14 protein-coding genes are annotated in these 14,582 nt (G+C 64.6%); 8 read left to right on the top strand and 6 right to left on the bottom strand.

What is annotated here, in order from left to right; genetic code table 11:
- Positions 1 to 131: 131 nt before the first annotated feature.
- Genes R3355_RS09875 through pncA form a run of 4 tightly spaced genes read left to right on the top strand, consistent with a single transcriptional unit; the run spans position 132 to position 4,844 of the window.
- Entirely contained in the window at positions 132 to 2,171 is a 2,040-nt protein-coding gene (locus tag R3355_RS09875) for an NAD(+) synthase (protein ID WP_318961036.1), read from the top strand.
- Complete coding sequence (locus tag R3355_RS09870; RefSeq protein ID WP_318961035.1) at positions 2,168 to 3,205, top strand: phosphotransferase; 1,038 nt, start codon at positions 2,168 to 2,170, stop codon at positions 3,203 to 3,205. The genes R3355_RS09875 and R3355_RS09870 overlap by 4 nt, the downstream gene beginning before the upstream one ends.
- Positions 3,206 to 3,234: 29 nt before the next feature.
- Complete coding sequence (locus R3355_RS09865) at positions 3,235 to 4,215, top strand: ribose-phosphate diphosphokinase (protein ID WP_318961034.1); 981 nt, start codon at positions 3,235 to 3,237, stop codon at positions 4,213 to 4,215.
- Positions 4,212 to 4,844 carry a bifunctional nicotinamidase/pyrazinamidase gene (pncA, locus tag R3355_RS09860; RefSeq protein ID WP_318961033.1) on the top strand — a complete coding sequence of 211 codons (633 nt, stop codon included), beginning with the start codon at positions 4,212 to 4,214 and terminating at the stop codon, positions 4,842 to 4,844. The genes R3355_RS09865 and pncA overlap by 4 nt, the downstream gene beginning before the upstream one ends.
- Positions 4,845 to 5,058: 214 nt before the next feature.
- Here the strand turns inward: pncA and R3355_RS09855 are convergent, their stop codons facing one another.
- Positions 5,059 to 6,420, bottom strand: coding sequence for a nicotinate phosphoribosyltransferase (locus R3355_RS09855; RefSeq protein ID WP_318961032.1), 1,362 nt, complete (start codon positions 6,418 to 6,420; stop codon positions 5,059 to 5,061).
- A 133-nt stretch (positions 6,421 to 6,553) separates the two neighbouring features.
- Here R3355_RS09855 and R3355_RS09850 point away from each other — a divergent pair, with 133 nt between their 5' ends.
- Complete coding sequence (locus R3355_RS09850; protein WP_318961031.1) at positions 6,554 to 7,678, top strand: CapA family protein; 1,125 nt, start codon at positions 6,554 to 6,556, stop codon at positions 7,676 to 7,678.
- 13 nt (positions 7,679 to 7,691) lie between these two features.
- Here R3355_RS09850 and groL read toward each other — a convergent pair whose 3' ends face one another.
- Together groL and cfa are read right to left on the bottom strand one after the other, a co-directional pair.
- Complete coding sequence (groL, locus tag R3355_RS09845; RefSeq protein WP_318961030.1) at positions 7,692 to 9,308, bottom strand: chaperonin GroEL; 1,617 nt, start codon at positions 9,306 to 9,308, stop codon at positions 7,692 to 7,694.
- Positions 9,309 to 9,361: 53 nt separating this feature from the next.
- Positions 9,362 to 10,534 (bottom strand): cyclopropane fatty acyl phospholipid synthase, encoded by a 1,173-nt coding sequence (gene cfa / locus R3355_RS09840; protein ID WP_318961029.1) that lies wholly within the window; start codon positions 10,532 to 10,534, stop codon positions 9,362 to 9,364.
- 285 nt (positions 10,535 to 10,819) lie between these two features.
- Here cfa and fnr point away from each other — a divergent pair, with 285 nt between their 5' ends.
- A complete protein-coding gene (gene fnr / locus R3355_RS09835) occupies positions 10,820 to 11,578 on the top strand; it encodes a fumarate/nitrate reduction transcriptional regulator Fnr (protein WP_318961028.1) in 759 nt (252 codons plus the stop codon).
- Between the two features lie 89 nt (positions 11,579 to 11,667).
- Here the strand turns inward: fnr and R3355_RS09830 are convergent, their stop codons facing one another.
- The 3 genes from R3355_RS09830 to R3355_RS09820 form a co-directional block, all read right to left on the bottom strand.
- The gene (locus tag R3355_RS09830; protein ID WP_318961027.1) at positions 11,668 to 12,333 is read right to left on the bottom strand and encodes a dienelactone hydrolase family protein; all 666 of its coding nucleotides are present in this window, start codon (positions 12,331 to 12,333) and stop codon (positions 11,668 to 11,670) included.
- Positions 12,334 to 12,362: 29 nt separating this feature from the next.
- Complete coding sequence (locus tag R3355_RS09825; RefSeq protein WP_318961026.1) at positions 12,363 to 13,055, bottom strand: phosphoribosyltransferase; 693 nt, start codon at positions 13,053 to 13,055, stop codon at positions 12,363 to 12,365.
- A gap of 119 nt (positions 13,056 to 13,174) precedes the next feature.
- Positions 13,175 to 13,393 (bottom strand): hypothetical protein, encoded by a 219-nt coding sequence (locus R3355_RS09820; RefSeq protein ID WP_318961025.1) that lies wholly within the window; start codon positions 13,391 to 13,393, stop codon positions 13,175 to 13,177.
- Between the two features lie 268 nt (positions 13,394 to 13,661).
- Here R3355_RS09820 and R3355_RS09815 point away from each other — a divergent pair, with 268 nt between their 5' ends.
- Entirely contained in the window at positions 13,662 to 14,195 is a 534-nt protein-coding gene (locus R3355_RS09815; protein WP_318961024.1) for an iron transporter, read from the top strand.
- A 46-nt stretch (positions 14,196 to 14,241) separates the two neighbouring features.
- A complete protein-coding gene (locus tag R3355_RS09810; RefSeq protein WP_318961023.1) occupies positions 14,242 to 14,568 on the top strand; it encodes a cupredoxin domain-containing protein in 327 nt (108 codons plus the stop codon).
- Positions 14,569 to 14,582 lie beyond the last annotated feature (14 nt).

Here is a 14,582-nt window from a genome sequence, read left to right as displayed (position 1 = left end):
CCACAGGCCTGGCGTTCGTGTTGATTTACATCAAGCCGATGCGCCGCTGCTGGGCGCATCCTGCGTGCATGCCGTTACGCAATGGCAGAATGGCTTGCTTGTTGGCTTCTGCGGATTCGGGGACATGACCGATGCCTCTCGCTCGAACGCCCTATGCTCACGGCTTTTTCCGGGTCGCCGCCTGTACTCCCGGGGTCGCACCGGCGGATCCGCGCGGCAACCTCGCCGCGACCCTGGAGCTGGCCTGCGCGGCCGACCGGCAACAGGCCGGCCTGGCGGTGTTCCCGGAATTGGGCTTGTCGGCCTACGCCAATGACGACCTGTTCTTCCAGGATGCCCTGCTCGATGAAGTCGACCAGGTACTCCATGAGCTGTGCCGCGCCAGCCTCGAACTGCTGCCGATCCTGCTGGTCGGCGCGCCGCTGCGAGCGCAGGGTGTGCTGTTCAACTGTGCGCTGGCGATCCACCGCGGGCGGATTCTCTGCGCGGTGCCCAAGACCTACCGGCCGAACTACCGCGAGTTCTACGAGAAGCGCCACTTCGCCTCGGCCAGCGATGTCATCCTGCCGACGATCAAGATCGCCGGGCAGACGCTGCCGTTCGGCAGCGATATCCTCCTCGAGGTGCCGCAGGTACCGGGGCTGGTGCTGCATATGGAGGTCTGCGAGGACCTCTGGGTGCCGCTGCCGCCGAGCAGCTACGCGGCGCTGGCCGGCGCCACGCTGCTGGCCAACCTGTCGGCGAGCAACGCCACCATCGGCAAGGCCGATTACCGCCGCCTGCTCGGCGCCGCCCAGTCCGGCCGCTGCATCGCCGCCTACGTCTACAGCGCCGCCGGCTTCGGCGAATCGACCACCGACCTGGCCTGGGACGGCCACGCGATGATTCACGAGAACGGCGAGCTGCTGGCCGAGAGCCTGCGCTTCTCCCCTGCCCCGGGGCTGATCGTCGCCGATATCGATCTCGACCGGCTGCGCCAGGACCGCGCCCGCACCACCAGCTTCAGCGATTGCGCCAGCCAGCACCGCGCGCAGCTCGGCAGCTGGCGCCGCGTCGGCGTGGACTTCCTGGCGCCGCACGAACCGCTGGCGCTGCAACGCCGCATCGCGCGCTTTCCCTTCGTCCCGAGCGACCCGGCCAGCCTCGATGCGCGTTGCGCCGAGGTCTACGCGATCCAGCAGCAGGGTCTGGCCAAGCGCCTCCAGGCCAGCGGCATCCAACGCGCGGTGCTCGGCATCTCCGGCGGCGTCGACTCGGCCCAGGCGGCGCTGGTCACCGCCGGCGCCTTCGATCTGCTCGGCCTGCCGCGCCAGCAGATCCTCGGTTACAGCCTGCCCGGCCTGGCCACCGGCGAACACACGCGCAAGAGCGCCATGGCGCTGATGCAGGCGCTGGGTTTCAGCGCCGCTGAAATCGACATCCGCCCCTCCTGCCTGCAGATGCTGCGCGATATCGGTCATCCCTATGCGCGCGGCGAAGCGCTCTACGACATCACCTTCGAGAACGTCCAGGCCGGCGAGCGCAGCTCGCACCTGTTCCGCCTGGCCAACCTGAACAAAGGCCTGGTGATCGGCACCAGCGACCTCTCGGAGCTGGCACTGGGCTACACCACCTATGGCGTGGGCGACCAGATGGCCCATTACGCGGTGAACGCCTCGTTGCCGAAAACCCTGATCCGCCACCTGCTGCACTGGCAACTGACGCACCAGCCGGAGGCGGTCGGCCGGGTGCTGCGGACCATCCTGGCCACGCCGGTCTCCCCGGAGCTGGTGCCGGCCGATGCGCAACACGGGCTGCAACGCGCCGAGGACACGGTGGGTCCCTACCCGCTGCAGGACTTCTTTCTCTATTACCTGAGCCGCTTCGGTTACCGGCCGAGCAAGGTCGCCTACCTTGCCGAGCAGGCCTGGGCCGATGCGCAGCGCGGCGACTGGCCGGCGACCCTGCCCGTCACCGAGCGCGTCGCCTATCCGCCGGAGGAGATCCTCGACTGGCTGGAAGTGTTCCTCCGGCGCTTCTTCGCCAGCAGCCAGTTCAAGCGCTCGGCCCTGCCCAACGGGCCCAAGGTCGGCTCCGGCGGCTCGCTGTCGCCGCGCGCCGACTGGCGTGCACCCAGCGATGCCAGCGCACGGGTGTGGCTGGACGAACTGGCAGCGGTGAGGCACCCATGAACGTCCAGCAGGAAGTCATCGCTTTTCTCTCTCGCCCCGAGAGCTATGGCGCGCCCGGTAATGTGGTGGAACTGATCGAGACCCATGGCTCGCTGATCTTTCTGCACGGCCAGCGCGCCTACAAACTCAAGCGCGCCATCGCCTACGCCGCCCTCGACTTTCTCAGCCTGGACAGCCGTGAACGTGCCTGTCAGGCCGAATTGCGCCTCAACCGGCGCACCGCACCGGAACTCTACCTGGAAGTGCGTTCGGTCAACCGCGCCGCCGACGGCAGCCTGAGCTTCAATGGCGGCGGCCAGGTGCTCGACTGGGTGGTGGTGATGCGGCGCTTTGCTCAGGACGCGCTGTTCGAGCGCATGGCGCTGGACGGGCGCTTGACCCTGGATTTGATGGACCGCCTCGGAGCGGAGATCGCCCGTTTCCATGCCAGCGCCGAACTGACCCAGGCCTTCGGCGGCGCGGCCGGAATCCGCCAGGCCATCGAGGACAATCACCGCGAGCTGTGCCACTACCTGACGCTGCTCGACCCGGTCGCCGTGCACGCCCTGCACCACGCCTCACGGGCCGCCCTCGACGAACTCGCCGGACTGCTGGAGCAACGTCGGCGCGAAGGCCGGGTGCGGCGCTGCCACGGCGACCTGCGCCTGGCCAATATCTGCCTGTACGAGGGACGGCCGACGCTCTTCGACGGCATCGAATTCAGCGAGCAGATCGCCTGCATCGACGTGCTCTACGACCTCGCGTTCGTGCTTATGGATCTGCGCCAGCATGGCCTTGCCGGACATGCCGACAGGCTGCTGCACAGCTACCTGGCGCACAGTGCCCTGGTCGAGGACTGCCGGCCGTTGCCGCTGTTTCTCTCGCTGCGCGCGGCCACCCGCTGTTTCACCCTGGCCTGCAGCGCCGTACGCCTGCCCGAGGCGCAAATGCGGGCGGCAAAAGCCGAGCAGGCGCAGGCGCTGCTGCAGCAGGCCAAGGCCTATCTGCGCGGCGACGGTCAACCCTTGACGCGCCGCCCACAGGGGCAATGCTGAAGTTAGATGACCTTGAGGAGCACACGGCCATGGCTAGAGAGTCTCCCCTGCTGTTCGCCCTGCACGGCAGCCAGGAATACGCCGCCCGCGTGGCCCATCGTCTCGGTTGCCCGCTGGCGGCTCATGAAGAGCGGCCGTTCGAGGATGGCGAGCACAAGAGCCGGCCCCTGCAACCGGTCGACGGTCGTCGGGTGGTGGTGTTCCACTCGCTCTATGGCGATGCCGAGCACAGCGTCAACGACAAGCTCTGCCGCCTGTTGTTCTTCTGCGGCGCGTTGAAGGACGCCGGCGCCCGCCAGGTGCAGGTGGTCGCGCCCTACCTCTGTTATGCGCGCAAGGAGCGCCGCACCCAGCCCCAGGATCCGATCATCAGCCGCTACGTCGCCAGCCTGTTCGAGGCCTGTGGCGTCGACCGCTTGTTGTCCCTGGAGGTGCATAACGACGCCGCCTTCGACAACGCCTTCCGCATCCCCACCCGGCACCTGCAGGGCGCCGAACTGTTCGCCGAGTACTTCGCCGAACGCCTGGGCGCCGACGAGGAGGTGGTGGCGGTGTCCCCCGACGCCGGCGGAGCCAAGCGCGCCGAGCAATTCCGCCAGGCCCTGCAAAGGCGCAGCGGCCGGCCGGTGGGCAGCGCCTACATGGAGAAATACCGCAGCAACGATGTGGTCACCGGCGCCCTGCTGGTCGGCGAGGTACGCGGCAAGACCACGATCATCGTCGATGATCTGATCAGTACCGGTGGCACCCTGCTGCGCGCCGCCCAGGCCTGTCAGGTCGCCGGTGCCCGGCGGATCTTCGCCGCCGCGGTGCACGGTCTGTTCACTGGCGGCAGCGCCCTGCTGGATAGCCCCCTGCTGGAAGCCATCGTCATCTGCGACAGCGTGCCGCCGTTTCGCCTGGAGCCCGAACTGGCGGCCCGCCGGCTGCAGATCATCGACAGCAGTGCGGCGCTGGCGGCCATCCTGGCCGAGCAATATGGCCTGAAAATCAGGGAGGAACTCCGATGACAAGCCGACTCAATCCCGGTGCCCAGGATCTGCTGCTGGTGGTCGATGTGCAGAACGACTTCTGTGCCGGTGGCGACCTGGCCGTCCCGAGGGGCGACGAGGTGGTGGCCAAGATCAATCACCTCGCCACCGCCTTCACCCATGTGCTGTTGACCCAGGACTGGCACCCGCCGGGGCACAGCAGCTTCGCCAGCCAGCATCCGGGCCATCGCCCATTCGACACCATCCAACTGCCCTACGGCGCCCAGACCCTCTGGCCCGACCATTGCGTGCAGGGCAGTCACGGCGCCGAGCTGCACGCCGAACTGGCCATCGCCCATGCCGAATTGATCCTGCGCAAGGGCTATCGGGCCGAGGTCGACTCCTACTCGGCGTTCTACGAGAACGACCGCCGTACCCCCACCGGCCTGACTGGCTACCTGCACGAACGCGGGCTGCGGCGGCTGTTCCTCGCCGGCCTGGCGACCGACTATTGCGTGCACTACTCGGCACTCGACGGTCGCCGTGAAGGGTTCGAGGTCGTGGTGCTGCTGGACGCCTGCCGCGGCCTCGACACCCAGGGTTCGCTGGACAAGGCGCTGAGGGCGATGCGTGCGGCCGGTGTGGAAATCCGCACGGACGCGGCGTGAACGTGGCCCGACAGCGTAGGCCAACAGTTCGGGTAGGGCGGTCCGGGCGGCGTTCCGTTCCGAGCGCAGCGACAGCCCGCCAGCTTTTGTGCCACGTCGGTGAACCAATGGTGCACTGCCTACGGCGAGTGACACCCTACGGACTGCGGATTGCTCCAGATTCGTAGCCCGGATTAGATCCGGGTTACGACACTTACCACTGGCAGCTAAGTCTTCAAGGTATCCCGCTCAGGCGATCGGCGGTGTCGGCCAGCGCGCGCAGGGCCGGGGCGACCTCCACCGGATAGTCCGCCGCCGGCTCCAGGCTGCGCAGCGCCAGCGGCAGGCGCTCGAGTTGCTGGCGGGTGTAGGCGCGCACCTGGGCCAACGGCGGCGATGGCTGCAGGCGTCGGCCCTGGCGCATCACCGGCTGGATCAGCGGCAAGCCTTCGGCCGCGTCGTCGGCCAGGGTCAGGGTGTCGCCGCAACAGCGGCCCTCGCTGTCGTAACGCCGGTACAGCTGTTTGCGCCCGGGCCAGGTGGCCTTGCCCTCGGAGCGTTTGCGCCGCGGGGTGCCGGCGTATTCCTGCAGTTTGTAGGCACAGTCCAGCGCCGGCACATCGCTGGAGGTGCCCAGGTGGGTGCCGACACCGAAGCCGTCGATCGGCGCGCCCTCCTGCCGCAGATGCTGGATCAGGTACTCGTCGATATTGCCGCTGGCGAAGATGGTGACGGTGCTCAGGCCGCCACGGTCGAGGATGGCGCGCACCTTGCGCGCATGCGCGCCGAGGTCGCCGCTGTCGAGGCGCACGCCCTGGATGCGAATGCCGGCAGCGGCCAGGCGTGGCGCCAGCTCGACCACCTTCTGCGCCGCGGTCTCGGTGTCGTAGGTGTCGATCAGCAGCACCACGGTGTCCGGCAGGCTGTGGGCGAAATGCTCGAAGGCCGCGACTTCGTCGCTGTGCGCCTGGATAAACGAGTGGGCCATGGTCCCGGCCAGCGGGATGCCGAATTGCGCGCCCGCAAGTATCGTGGCGCTGGCATCGAAGCCGGCCAGGTAACTGGCCCTGGCCGCATAGACGCCGGCCTCGGCGCCGTGGCAGCGGCGCAGGCCGAAATCCACCAGGCGCTTGCCCGGTGCGGCCAAGACCACGCGCGCGGCCTTGCTCGCGATCAGGCACTGGAAATGCAGCAGGTTGATCAGGCGCGTCTCCACCAACTGCGCCTGGGGCAGCGGCGCGGTGATGCGCAGGATCGGCTCATTGGCGAAGAACGGCGTGCCTTCGGCCATGGCCTGCACATCGCCACTGAAGCGCAACAGGGCCAGGTAGTCGAGGAAGGCCGGTTTGAATAGCCCCTGCCCGCCCAGCCAATCCAGTTCGGCCTGGCTGAAGCGCAGTTGCTCGAGGTAATCCAGCGCCTGTTCCAGGCCGGCAGCCAGGTAGAAGTTACGCCCGGCCGGCAGTTTGCGGGCGAAGAACTCGAACACCGCGGTCTCGAGCATGTCGCGCTCGAAATAGGCCTGCAGCATGGTCAGCTGATAGAGGTCGGTGAGCAGTGCCCCCGGGTTGGCGAGGCTTGGTAGTTCGCGCGACATGACGCGGTCTCCCTTGCAATAGGCGGATATTTGCACTGTGCCATCCACTCAGATGCCGGCAGCCTGATCCAGATCAAGACTCGGCACAGCACCGGGCTTTAGCGTGCAAGACATATCGGAATCGGAGGTCCGTATGCCTGGCAATCCTTCTGCTGTGCGACTGTTTCTCACGGGTGATCTGATGTGCGCCCGGGGTATCGACCAGATCCTGCCCCACCCCGGCGATCCACGCCTGTATGAAGCCTATGTCAAGGATGCCGGCGACTATGTGCGACTGGCGGAACGGCGCAACGGCGCGATCGCCCAGCCGGTGGATTTCGCCTATGTCTGGGGCGTGGTGCTGGAGGCGCTCAGGCAACGCCGCCCGGATGTTCGCCTGGTCAACCTGGAAACTGCAGTGACCCACGATGGCTGGCCGCTGCCCAAGGGCATCAACTACCGGATGAATCCGGCCAATCTACCGGTACTCGAAGTGGCCGGGATCGACTGCTGCGTACTGGCCAACAACCATGTGCTGGACTGGGGCGAAGCGGGCCTGGCCGAGACCCTGGCCAGCCTCGATGGCCATGGTCTGCGGCATGCCGGTGCCGGTATGGACCGTGCCGGCGCCCAGGCTCCGGCAATTGTGCCGCTGGTCGACGACGGGCGCCTGTTGGTGTTTGCCTATGCCACTGGCGACTGCGGGGTGCCGCCGGATTGGGCGGCCAGCGAGCAGCGCCCCGGGGTCGCGCGCCTCGACGACCTTTCTCCGCGCAGCGTACAGCGTATCGCCCAGCACATTCGGACGTTCAAACAGCCTGGCGACCGGGTACTTGTCTCGCTGCATTGGGGCGGTAACTGGGGCTTTGCCGTTGCGCCGGAGCAGCAGCGCTTTGCCCATGGGCTGATCGATGAAGCCGGAGTGGACCTGGTACATGGCCACTCCTCGCACCATATCAAGGGCCTGGAAGTCTACCGCCAGCGCCTGATTATCTATGGCTGTGGCGACCTGCTGAATGACTATGAAGGCATCGATGGACATGCAGCCTATCGCGGCGAGCTGGGCCTGCTGTATTTTGCCGACCTGACCTACGACGGCCGCCTGTCGGCGCTGGAACTGCTACCCACCCGCCAGCGCCAGCTGAGCATCCACCGAGCCAAAGGCGCGGATCGACAATGGCTGCAGGACACCCTGCAACGCGAGTCGGCGCAATTCGCCTGCACGGTTCGCCCCACCAGCGAGAGCAGCTTCGCCCTGGTCTGGCCCACTTCACACTGAAACCGCCAGCCGGTCAGGTCGGAAATGGCGGCTCCGCGGGGCTTTCTTTTTCCGGGATCTCGGTCAGGGTGGCTTCGGTCAACAGCAGCACACTGGCCACGGACACCGCGTTTTCCAGGGCTACCCGCACCACCTTGGTCGGATCGATGATACCGGCCTGGTACATGTCGACGTAGCTGTTGGTCGCGGCATCGAAGCCGACATTGGCCTTTTCCGCGAGCATCCGCGCCAACACCACGCCGGCATCCACCGCCGAGTTTTCGGCGATGATCCGCGCCGGCGCCTCAAGGGCGCGGCGCAGGATCTGCAGGCCGGTACGCTCGTCGCCCTCGCATTTCGCTTCCTCGTTGGCGAGCAGCGGCACCGCCCGCAATAACGCCAGACCGCCGCCGGGGACTATGCCCTCGGCAATCGCCGCCTTGGTCGCCGAGATGGCGTCATCGAGGGCGTCCTTGCGGGTTTTCATTTCCGCCTCGGTGGGCGCGCCGACGCGGATCACCGCCACCCCGCCGGAGAGTTTGGCCAGGCGCTCCTGGAGTTTCTCCTTGTCGTAGTCGCTGCTGGCCATCTCGATCTGCTTGCGAATCTGTTGCATGCGCCGCTCGATCGCCTCGCGTTCGCCGGCGCCACCGATCAGGGTGGTGCTCTCCTTGTCGACTACCACTCGCCGGGCGCGGCCGAGCTGGCTCAGTTCGACCTGTTCGAGGCGAATGCCCAGTTCGCTGGAAATCACCAGGCCGCCAGTGAGGACGGCGATGTCCTGGAGCATCTCCTTGCGCCGGTCGCCGAACCCCGGCGCCTTGACCGCCACGGCGCGGAGAATGCCGCGGATCTGGTTGACGATCAGGGTCGCCAGCGCCTCGCCTTCGATATCTTCGGCAATGAAGGCCAGCGGCCGCCCGCTCTTGGCGATCTGCTCGAGTAGCGGAATCAGGTCCTTGAGCAGGCCGATCTTCTGGTCGCAGAGCAGCAGGTAGGGCTCCTCCAGCTCCACCTGCATCTTGTCGGTATCGGTGATGAAGTATGGCGAGACATAGCCGCGGTCGAAGCGCATGCCCTCGACCACCTCCACCACTGTCTCGGTGGTCTTCGATTCTTCGACGCTGATCACCCCTTCGCTGCCGACCTTCTCCAGGGCATCGGCGACCAGTTCGCCAATCGCACCGTCGTTATGCGCCGAGATCGTCGCCACCTGGGCCTTCTCCTTGCGCGTGCGCACCGGTTTTGACAGGGCCCGTAGCGAGTCGATCACCACCTGCAGGCCGCGATCCAGGCCACGTTTGATATCGATGGCGCTGGCCCCGGCGACCACATTGCGCACGCCGTCGGCGAAGATCGCATGGGCCAGCACCGTCGAGGTGCTGGTACCGTCGCCCACCGCCTCGCCGGTGCGCTCGGCAGCCTGGCGCAGCATCTGCACCCCGAGGTTCTCTTCGGGATCCTCCAGATTCACCTGCTTGGCAATGCTCACGCCATCGTTGCAGACCTGCGGCGTGCCCCACTTTTTCTGGATCAGCACCGATTTGGATTTCGGCCCCAGGGTTACCCGGATCGCATCCGCCAGCTGGGTCGCCCCGCGCAGCACCTTCTCCCGGGCGCTGCTGCGGAACAGAATTTTCGTATGAGCCATATAATTGCCCTCAGAATTTGAGCTTTAGCCAGCCGTTGCCGGGCAGCGATCCATCAGCGCAGCGATCGATAGCCATCCGCCACGCCGCCCTTGGACAGCACGATCTGCCAGAGCTGGATGTTGCGCGCGCGGAAGGCGCCCGCGCAGGTCAGCAGGTAGTAGCGCCACATGCGGTAGAAGCGCTGATCATAGTGCGCCGCCAGTTCGCCCCAGTGCCGCTCGAAATTGGCATACCAGGCCATCAGGGTGAGGTCGTAGTCGGCGCCAAAATTATGCCAGTCCTCCATCACCCAGTCGGGTTCGATGGCCTTGCCGATCTGTGCGATCGACGGCAGGCCGCCATTGGGGAAGATATGCCGGTCGATCCAGCTATTGGTGTGCAGGCCGCTCTGGTTGGCGCCGATGCTGTGCAGCAGGAACAGGCCCTTGTCGCGCAGACAGCGATGCACGACCTGCATGTAAGTGCGGTAATTCTTCCAGCCGACGTGCTCGAACATGCCGAGCGAGACGATGTGGTCGAAGCTCTCCTGCAGGTCGCGGTAATCCTGCAGGCGGATCTCCACGGGTAACCCGCTGCAACGTACCCGGGCCAACTCGGCCTGCTCGCGGGAAATGGTGATGCCAACCACCTCGGCCGCGTAGTTGCGCGCGGCGAACTCGGCGAAACTGCCCCAGCCACAACCGATATCCAGCACCCGGTCACCAGGTTGCAGACCAATCTTGCGGCAGACCAGATCGAGCTTGTTGGCCTGCGCCTGCTCGAGATCGGCGGCGTTGCGCCAATAGCCGCAGGTATAGGTCATGCGTGAATCGAGCATGCACTGGTAGAGCTGGTTACCCAGGTCGTAGTGCTGCTCGCCGACTATAAAGGCGCGCGTTTTCGACTGCAGATTGGCCAGCAGACCGCGCAATCGTTGCCAGGCTTCGTACCAGCTGACGCGTATTTTTGCTTCGAGATTGGCGCGTAACGCCCGATGGATGAACTCGTCGAGCTGTTCGCACTCCCACCAGCCATCCATATAGGCCTCGCCAAGGCCCAGGCTGCCCTCGGACAGCATGCGCGGGTAGGCACGCGGGTCGAGCACCTGCATGTCCCAGGGCTGGCTGCCATTGAGGACGATTCCCGCCAGTTCCAGCAAGCTTTCAACCTTGTCCCTGGCGTGAAAACCGTCGCGGGCTGACAGCTCGAGGTCATCCGGGTGCAACGGCAGCTTGCTTCGATCCATGACTCATCCTCACGGCGTTCACTCAGTAACTCAGCCCCTCGCAACGCTGAAGCCGCTGTTGCTCGGGCAGTGCTCAGAACCACCGCGGCGCGAGTGATCCTCAACCAGCAATGACTACACCCTGCTCGCGACCTTTGGTCCGATTTCAACAGAAGCGCCTTCATTACCTGTGTATTCCTCTAAGATAAGATAGTCAGATAATCGACGAAAAACCCATAGCTTACATTTAGAAATCATTAGCAATTGATTTAGATCATATTTTTGATAATAAAGGAATATCAGATCATGTCTGCTCATGACTTTCACGGCGCCTTTACCTCGCCGGTCAAGATTCAGATGAATTGCCATGACTGCACGCTCAGCCGACTGTGCCTGCCAGGTTGCTTGCATCATGGTGAAGTCGACCTGCTGGAAAACATCGTCAAACGCAATCGTCCGCTGCACAAAGGCGATCATCTTTTTCGTGCCGGCGAACCCATGCAGCAGATCTATGCGCTGCGCTCGGGCGCATTGAAAACCTACCTGCTGGATCAGGATGGTAACCAGCAGATCACCGGCTTCATCCTGCCCGGCGAGCTGGTCGGCCTGGATGCCTTTGGCAGCAGCAATTTCCCCAGCTATGCCGAGGCCCTGGAAACATCCCTGGTGTGCACCATTCCGCTTGCCGAGCTGGAAGAGCTGGCCGGGTATATCCCCAGCTTGAGAAAGCAACTGCTGGCCACTCTGAGCCGCGAGTTGCATGAAGAGCAGCAGCATTACAGTCACAACCGCGAAAGTGCCGAACAGCGCCTGGCGGTATTCCTGCTCAACCTCTCGCTGCGCTATGGGCGGCGCAGCCTGTCGGCGACCAGTTTCATCCTGTCGATGAGCCGCAGCGAAATCGGCAATTACCTGGGCCTGACCACCGAAACGGTCAGCCGGCTATTCAGCCGAATGCGGCAGCAGGGTCTGCTGGAAATCAAGGGCCGCGAGTTACGCCTCATGCATCCAGCGGCATTGAACCAGATCGGCAGAATAGAGGCTCGACAACAACAGACTGTCTGAGCTCAGCGCTTGCGAAAATCTAGCGCAACGCTCTAGCTGGCGTTAGTCGAGCGTTGTTTGACAAGCTCTCACGCTCGTACAGGCGTGGCTCATCTGCCGCCATCGCGCAGGTGGCGGCAGAACCAGTCGCCGGCCAACAAAGCCACTTGCTCCAGTGCGTCCGGCTCCTCGAACAGATGCGTAGCCCCGGGCACCACGGCCAATTGCTGCTCGCAGTGCAGTTGCTGGCTGACCTCACGGTTCATACGCAACACCTGCGAATCCGCGCCGCCCACGATTTGCAGGGTTGGCGCCGTCACCTGGGCCAATGCTGCACCAGCCAGATCGCTGCGCCCACCACGGCTGACCACGACATGCACCGCCTGCGGACGCTGCGCCGCGGCGATCAACGCCGCCGCTGCGCCGGTGCTGGCGCCGAACAGACCGATGGGCAAGGCGCCCAGTTCGGCGTTGCCGGCAAGCCAGTCGATCACTCCGACCAGACGCCGACTGAGCCGCGGGATATCGAAACGGTACTCGGCGCTGAGGCGATCCACTCGTTCTTCGGCTGCGGTAAGCAAGTCGAACAACAGGGTTGCCAGGCCCAGCTCGTTGAAATAACGCGCGACCTGCAGGTTGCGCGGACTGAGGCGACTGCTGCCGCTGCCATGGGCAAACACCACCACGCCGATTGCGTCATCCGGCAACAGCAGATCAGCGGTCAGTTCGGCATCGCTCACAGGAAGTTGCAGGGTTCGCAACGCTATGCTGCGCATGAATGTGGCCTCCTCATAGCCGTAATCGCTCACGGTTGTCGCTCATGTTCGCCTTGCTCACGCTGCCAGGCCTGGCGCAACAGCGTCTGTACCTGCTGATCCGAGGTCTGGGAAAAATCCACATACCAACGGCCGATGGCGATGAACATCTCGGGCGTGAACGGGCAGATGACTTCATCGACCTGTCGGCGCAACAGCGCCACGCTATCGGGCGGCGCCACCGGTACGGCAACCACGATACGCGCGGGCGACTGCTGGTGTACTGCCTTGATCGCCGCCTGCATGGTGGCGCCAGTGGCCAGGCCATCGTCGACCAGGATCACCTGCTGGCCGTCCAGCACCGGTAGCGGCCGCTCGCCGCGGTAGGCGCGGTCGCGGCGCTGCAGCTCCAGGCTTTCCTGCGCGGCCACGGCGTCGACGGTAGCGCCATCGATATGCAGCGATGCCAGCACATCGTGGTTCAACACCCGCACGCCACCACTGGCGATGGCACCCATGGCCAGCTCGGAATGGCCTGGTACGCCGAGTTTGCGCACCAGCATCAGATCGAGACGCACCTGCAGTGCGTTGGCGATCTCGTAGGCTACCGGCACGCCACCGCGCGGCAAGGCCAGCACGATCACGTCAGGTCGCCGGCGATAAGCCGTCAACAACCGCGCCAGCGCCTGGCCTGCGCTACCTCTGTCGCGGATGGGGATTTCCAGCACATCGTCTCGAGTCATTCTTATGCTCCAGCATGCAAGCCTGTCATAACCATGCGCCAGATTTTTTGCAGTGTTTTTGATCTCGATTAGGAGTTAGCGCGATAGCAGACACTGGCAGTGTGGTAACCCGTCGAGTCTCAAGTATTGAGGTGGTTGTCGAGCAACTCGATGAGGGCCTGGTTGATCGCCGCCGAGTTGATCGTCAATAACTGCAGTTGCGCTTGCACGCCCTGCGCCACCTCTGTCGAGCCACGCTGCTCGATCCACTTGGCCAACTGCCAGACGGCCTCCCCCAGCGCCACCTGGTTCTGATGCAGGCGAGCCAGGGTCGAGGCCGTGAGTTGTTTGTGGTGCATATCCAGTTCCTGTTTCTGTGGCGGACATCCATGCGTGATCCAGGTTTGACAGCTCCGCAGGCTTGGATCCGCGGTGAGGAGACGACAGGTTTGACAGGTTCCAGCAACTGCCGGCCAATCGCCATACCTCTTCATTGGTAGTGCGCACAATGCTGACCTGGCTCAATTATTTCGCCAACCAAACAGAATCTTGATGCAAATCATTATTGTTTGAGCTGTGGGTCCTTAAGCTAGGCCGATCCAAGCCAACGCTCAGAGGAAACCGTCGATGCGCGCACAACTGCCCTTTTCACTCGCCCTGCTGCTGGTCGCTACATGTGCCCAGGCCAAGGAATACCCGATTGGCCAACCCCAGCAATGCGGCGGCCTGGAAGTCGGTGCCGTGTACCTGCAACCGATCGAGATGGACCCGCCGGGCATGATGCGCCCCGCCGCCGACTCCGATGTACACCTGGAAGCCGATATCAGCGCACTGGAAAACAACCCCAACGGCTTCCAGGAAGGCAGCTTCGTGCCCTACCTGAACATCGCCTTCGTGCTGCGCAAGGACGGCAGTGACGAGGAACTCAAGGGTGATTTCCACGCCATGGTCGCCAACGACGGCCCGCACTACGGCGACAACCTCAAGCTGTCCGGCCCGGGCAAGTACCACCTGACCTTCAGCGTCCTGCCGCCAAGCGCTGGCCACGGCATGTTCGGCCGCCACACCGACAAGGAAACCGGCGTCGCCCCCTGGTTCGAGCGCTGCGACCTCAGCTACGAATTCACCTACGCCGGTATCGGCAAGAAAGGCGGTTACTGATCGCAACTGGCGCGGCCTGGCAGGCCGCGTCCCACTGGAGCTCGTTATGCCTCGTCCGTTATTTGCCCTGCTGCTGGCAACCCTCGGTATGCCTGTGTTCGCAGCCGGCTTGCCGACCTATGAGCTGGTGATCCGCGATGGTCATTTCACCCCGGCACTGCTCGAAGTCGCGGCGGGCCAACGCTTCAAGATCGTCCTGCATAACCAGGGGCAGGGCCCGGCGGAATTCGAAAGCACGCCCTTGCGCGTGGAGAAGGTGATGTCGCCCGGGGTCACCTCGTTCGTGGTGATTCACCCGCTGCGGCCCGGCCATTACCCGTTCTTCGACGAGTTCCACCTCGAGTTGCCCGAGGGCGGCATAGTCGCCAAATGAAGCCGTTTCAACCG

It is taken from the genome of Pseudomonas sp., assembly GCF_033723075.1.
Lineage (GTDB): Bacteria > Pseudomonadota > Gammaproteobacteria > Pseudomonadales > Pseudomonadaceae > Aquipseudomonas.
This window is presented reverse-complemented; position numbering and strand designations above follow the sequence as displayed.